The sequence below is a fragment of the Mycobacterium sp. genome (assembly GCF_049673265.1).
Lineage (GTDB): Bacteria > Actinomycetota > Actinomycetes > Mycobacteriales > Mycobacteriaceae > Mycobacterium.
The window spans coordinates 1-5315 of the sequence record NZ_JBATXN010000018.1 but is presented as its reverse complement, the minus strand read 5'-3'; the positions used below and the strand labels follow the sequence as shown (position 1 = coordinate 5315).

Genomic DNA, 5315 nt, shown 5'->3' with positions numbered 1-5315 from the left:
AGTGATTGAGACGGAGGAATCGTGGCTCTTCCCCAGTTGACCGACGAGCAGCGCGCAGCCGCCTTGGAAAAGGCTGCCGCCGCACGCCGTGCACGAGCCGAGCTCAAGGATCGGCTGAAGCGCGGTGGCACCAATCTCAAGCAGGTGCTGAAGGATGCCGAGACCAACGAGGTCTTCGGCAAGATGAAGGTTTCCGCGCTGCTGGAGGCGTTGCCGAAGGTTGGCAAGGTCAAGGCGCAGGAAATCATGACCGAGCTTGAGATCGCCCCGACCCGCCGCCTGCGGGGGCTCGGCGATCGTCAGCGCAAGGCATTGCTGGAAAAGTTCGACTTCTCCTAATCGCCCTCTAGGAGAGTCGGTGAGCGCCGACGGGGGACCGGACGGCGGCTACGACGAACGTCTTGGGGCTAAGCCCGCAGGACGCGTGGTGGTGCTGTCCGGTCCATCCGCGGTAGGAAAGTCGACGCTGGTCCGTTGCCTGCGGGAGCGGATTCCCGATCTGGTGTTCAGCGTTTCGGCGACCACTCGGGCACCGCGCCCGGCCGAAGTCGACGGCGTCGACTATCACTTCGTGACCCCGGCCCGCTTCCAGCAGCTGATCGACGACGGCGCCCTGCTGGAATGGGCCGAGATCCACAACGGCCTGCACCGGTCGGGCACCTTGGCCCAGCCGGTCCGCGACGCCACCGCCGCCGGCCACCCGGTGCTGATCGAGGTTGATCTGGCCGGCGCCCGCGCCGTCAAGCAGGCAATGCCGGAGGCGATCAGCGTGTTTCTGGCCCCGCCGAGCTGGGAGGCCTTGGAGGCTCGATTGGTCGGCCGCGGGACTGAGACTCCGGAGGTCATCGAACGGCGGCTCGCCACCGCCCGCACCGAACTGGCGGCTCAGAACGACTTCGACGAGGTCGTGGTGAACAGTCAATTGGAGACTGCGTGCGCAGAATTGGTATCCTTGCTGGTGGCTACAGCGCCGGGTACGGCGTGATCCGCCATCAGACTCGAATCATCATTTAGTCGCAGACCGCTCTACGCCACCAGGAGAATGTCTTAGTGAGTACCTCGAAGACCGACGCGTCATTAGCCGCCGTCCCCGATCAGTTCGATCCGGCATCGGGTGGAATCGGCGCGTATGACACGCCGTTGGGGATCACCAACCCGCCCATCGACGAGCTGCTCGAGCGCGTTTCCAGCAAGTACGCCCTGGTCATCTACGCAGCCAAGCGGGCTCGGCAGATCAACGACTACTACAACCAGCTTGGTGAGGGCATCCTCGAATACGTCGGGCCGCTGGTCGAGCCGGGGCTTCAGGAGAAGCCGCTGTCGATCGCCATGCGCGAGATTCACGGCGACCTGCTCGAGCACACCGAAGGCGAGTAGCGGGAGCCAGGCGGGCTTGTGATGAGCCTCTCGGGTGACAAGCGGACGGACCGCAAGCGGATCATCGTCGGCGTCTCCGGGGGTATTGCCGCATACAAGGCCTGCACCGTCGTTCGCCAACTCACCGAGGCGGGCCACCAGGTCCGCGTCATCCCCACCGAATCCGCGCTGCGCTTCGTCGGCGCCGCCACCTTTGAGGCGCTGTCGGGGGAGCCGGTGCACACCGGTGTCTTCCAGGACGTTCCGCAGGTTCCGCACGTTGCCATCGGCCAGGGCGCTGACTTGGTCGTGGTGGCACCGGCGACCGCCGACCTGCTGGCCCGGGCTACCCACGGCCGCGCCGACGACCTGCTGACCGCGACGCTGCTCACCGCGCGCTGTCCGGTGTTGTTCGCACCGGCCATGCACACCGAGATGTGGCAGCACCCGGCCACCGTCGAAAACGTGGACACGCTGCGACGGCGCGGCGCCGTAGTGCTGGAACCGGCATCCGGTCGGCTGACGGGTGCCGACAGCGGCGCTGGCCGGCTGCCCGAAGCCGAGGAGATCGTCACCTTCGCCCAGCTGTTGCTGGAACGGCACGATGCGATGCGGTACGACCTGGCCGGGGTCAAGGTACTGGTGACGGCGGGTGGCACCCGCGAGCCGATCGACCCAGTCCGCTTCATCGGCAACCGCAGCTCGGGCAAGCAGGGTTACGCGCTGGCGCGGGTCGCCGCTCAGCGCGGCGCGGAGGTCACGCTGATCGCCGGGCACACCGCCGGGCTCATCGATCCGGCCGGTGTCGAGGTGGTGCACATCAGCTCGGCTCAACAACTTGCCGACGCGGTCTCCAAGCACGCACCCGACGCCCACGTGCTGGCGATGGCAGCTGCGGTGGCAGATTTTCGGCCGGCGCACGTCTCGACCGCCAAGATCAAAAAGGGCGCGGCAGAAGACTCTGCACCACCGACGATCGAACTCGTCCGCAACGACGACGTGCTCGCCGCGGCGGTGCAGGCCCGGGCGGCCGGACAGCTACCCGACATGCGGGCCATCGTCGGCTTCGCCGCCGAGACCGGCGACGCGAACGGTGACGTGCTGTTCCACGCTCGGGCCAAGCTGCGTCGCAAGGGCTGTGATCTGTTGGTGGTCAACGCCGTTGGTGAGGGCAAGGCCTTCGAGGTGGATAACAACGACGGCTGGTTACTGGCATCCGACGGCACCGAGTCGGCGCTGCAGCATGGCTCGAAGACGCTGATGGCCAGTCGCATCGTGGACGCAATCGTCGCATTCCTGCACGGGGGCGGTGGCTCCGCCGCCTAACCCCGTAACATCCAGGGCTGGCCGGGAGCGGCGGGCGGCCCGAAGATATAATTTGTCTAACTAACAATTCCACCATTACTTGGAAGGATGAGGGTGTGAGCGAAAAGGGTCGGCTGTTCACCAGCGAGTCGGTGACCGAAGGACATCCCGACAAGATCTGCGACGCGATCAGCGACTCGGTCCTCGACGCACTGCTGGCGGAGGACCCCCGCTCACGTGTCGCGGTTGAGACGTTGGTGACCACCGGGCAGGTGCACGTCGTCGGTGAAGTGACGACGACGGCGAGGGAAGCGTTCGCCGACATCACCAACCCGGTTCGCGCGCGCATCCTCGACATCGGCTACGACTCGTCAGAGAAGGGCTTCGACGGGTCCACCTGCGGAGTGAACATCGGCATCGGCGCGCAGTCGCCCGACATCGCTCAGGGCGTCAACACCGCCCACGAAGCACGCGTCGAGGGAGCGGCGGACCCGCTGGACTCGCAGGGCGCGGGCGACCAGGGCCTGATGTTCGGCTACGCGATCAATGACACCCCCGAGCTGATGCCACTGCCGATCGCGCTGGCCCACCGGCTGTCGCGGCGGCTGACCGAGGTCCGCAAGAACGGCACGCTGCCCTACTTGCGGCCGGACGGCAAGACGCAGGTCACCATCGAGTACGAGGACGACGTGCCCGTCCGATTGGACACCGTGGTCGTGTCTACCCAGCACGCCGCCGACATCGACTTGGACAAGACGCTGGATCCCGACATCCGGGAGCACGTGCTCAAGACCGTGCTGGCGGACCTTGCTCACGAGACGTTGGATTCGTCGGCGACGCGGGTGCTGGTCAACCCGACCGGCAAGTTCGTCCTTGGCGGCCCGATGGGCGACGCCGGCCTGACCGGCCGCAAGATCATCGTCGACACCTATGGCGGCTGGGCCCGCCACGGCGGCGGCGCTTTCTCCGGCAAGGATCCGTCCAAGGTGGACCGTTCCGCGGCGTATGCGATGCGCTGGGTGGCAAAGAACATCGTTGCCGCCGGCCTGGCGGAGCGGGTCGAGGTGCAGGTGGCCTACGCGATCGGCAAGGCCGCCCCGGTCGGGCTGTTCATCGAAACCTTTGGTACTGCGATCGTCGACCCGGTCAAGATCGAGAAGATCGTGCCCGAGGTGTTCGACCTGCGGCCCGGCGCGATCATCCGCGACCTGGACCTGCTACGGCCGATCTACGCGCAGACCGCCGCGTACGGGCACTTCGGCCGCACCGACATCGAGCTGCCGTGGGAGCAGCTCAACATGGTCGACGAGCTCAAGCGCGCCATCTAATTTTTCCGCCTACGTAAAAGCCCGCCAAAGTGCAGCTAGACGCACTCTCGACGCCGAGCGTGCGGCTGGCCGCACTCCCGACGCAGCTAGCCGGTGAACCGGTAGTCGTCGAGGTCAAAACGCCGGCTGCGCCAGTACGCCTCAAGGGTGGTCGAGGGTCGCAGTGCCACATCGCCGTTCTTGTCGAAGTAGTAGCTGTTGGCTTGCTGGCAGCTGGCCTGCCAGAACACTTGGCGGTGCCGTCGGCGCATGACCTCGGCGAAGTAGCCGGCGTTGGCCTCCTCGGTGATCTCGACCCGGGTGGCGTCGCGCTCACGGGCCCGGTTCAGGCATCGCATCATGTGGTGCGTCTGTGCTTCGATCAGCGCGAAGTACGACGATCCGACGTAGCCGTACGGGCCCATCACGCTGAACATGTTGGGGAAGCCAGGAACACTTACGCCCTGGTAGGCCTGCAGTCGACGCTCGTCCCAGAACTTGGCCAGCGACAGGCCACCGCTGCCGGTGACCGCAAAGGTCGGCATGCTGTCGGAGTCCAACACGTGGAAGCCGGTGGCCAGCACCAGCACGTCGACTTCGTGGCTGGCGCCGTCGGTGGTGGCCACCGCCGACGGCGTGACCTTGTCGATCGGCTCGGTCACCAGATGCACGTTGTCGCGGTTATACGTCGACAAGTAGGTGTTGTGGAAGCCGGGCCGCTTGCAGCCAATCGCGTACTGCGGGGTCAGTTTCTCGCGGACGACCGGATCCCGGACCTTCCGGCGGAGATAGGCGCGGCCGACCGATTCCATCCACCTGGCCAGCGGGTACACCGTGAAGTATTGCGCCGGAAGGGGAAAGGTCACCTCGACGTAGGCCTGGCTGATCAGCCGCTGAAGTGTTTTCGCGCCGGGCAGGCGCATCGCCCAGTGCACCAGTTTGGGCAGCGGCACGTCGAACTTGGGGAAACACCAGATCGGTGTGCGTTGAAATACCGTGAGCTCTTTGACAATCGGCGCGATCTCGGGAATCAGCTGCACAGCCGAGGCGCCGGTGCCGATCACGGCGACCCGCTTGCCGGTCAGGTCCTGGTTGTGATCCCAGCGAGCGGTGTGCACGACGGCGCCGCCGAACGAGTCGACGCCGTCGATGTCGGGCAGCTTGGGCACGGTCAGCACACCGCTGGCGTTCAACAGGAATCGGGCGGTGAGCTCTCCGCCCGGATCGGTTTGCACCCGCCACAGCGCCCGCTCGTCGTCGAACTCGGCGGAGAGGACCTTGGTGTTGAACCGAATCTTCGGCCGGATCCCGTACTTGTCGGTGCAATGGTCGGCATACGCCTTCAGC

The 5315-nt window shown here is 66.1% G+C and carries 6 protein-coding genes; 5 read left to right on the top strand and 1 reads right to left on the bottom strand.

Annotated features, from left to right (window positions below; genetic code table 11):
* Positions 1–21 precede the first annotated feature (21 nt).
* The 5 genes from mihF (at position 22) to metK (ending at position 3989) form a co-directional block, all read left to right on the top strand.
* Positions 22–339, top strand: coding sequence for an integration host factor, actinobacterial type (gene mihF / locus WBF82_RS00500; protein ID WP_424076958.1), 318 nt, complete (start codon positions 22–24; stop codon positions 337–339).
* Positions 340–358: 19 nt separating this feature from the next.
* Positions 359–985: a guanylate kinase gene (gene gmk, locus WBF82_RS00495; RefSeq protein WP_424381154.1), complete on the top strand. Its 627-nt coding sequence runs from the start codon at positions 359–361 to the stop codon at positions 983–985.
* A 65-nt stretch (positions 986–1050) separates the two neighbouring features.
* Positions 1051–1377, top strand: coding sequence for a DNA-directed RNA polymerase subunit omega (gene rpoZ / locus WBF82_RS00490; RefSeq protein ID WP_424076956.1), 327 nt, complete (start codon positions 1051–1053; stop codon positions 1375–1377).
* 21 nt (positions 1378–1398) lie between these two features.
* A complete protein-coding gene (gene coaBC / locus WBF82_RS00485) occupies positions 1399–2682 on the top strand; it encodes a bifunctional phosphopantothenoylcysteine decarboxylase/phosphopantothenate--cysteine ligase CoaBC (RefSeq protein ID WP_424381153.1) in 1284 nt (427 codons plus the stop codon).
* Positions 2683–2777: 95 nt separating this feature from the next.
* Positions 2778–3989, top strand: coding sequence for a methionine adenosyltransferase (gene metK / locus WBF82_RS00480; protein WP_424381152.1), 1212 nt, complete (start codon positions 2778–2780; stop codon positions 3987–3989).
* 86 nt (positions 3990–4075) lie between these two features.
* Here metK and WBF82_RS00475 read toward each other — a convergent pair.
* The coding region (locus WBF82_RS00475) for a flavin-containing monooxygenase (protein WP_424381151.1) at positions 4076–5315 on the bottom strand (1240 nt) is incomplete at its 5' end.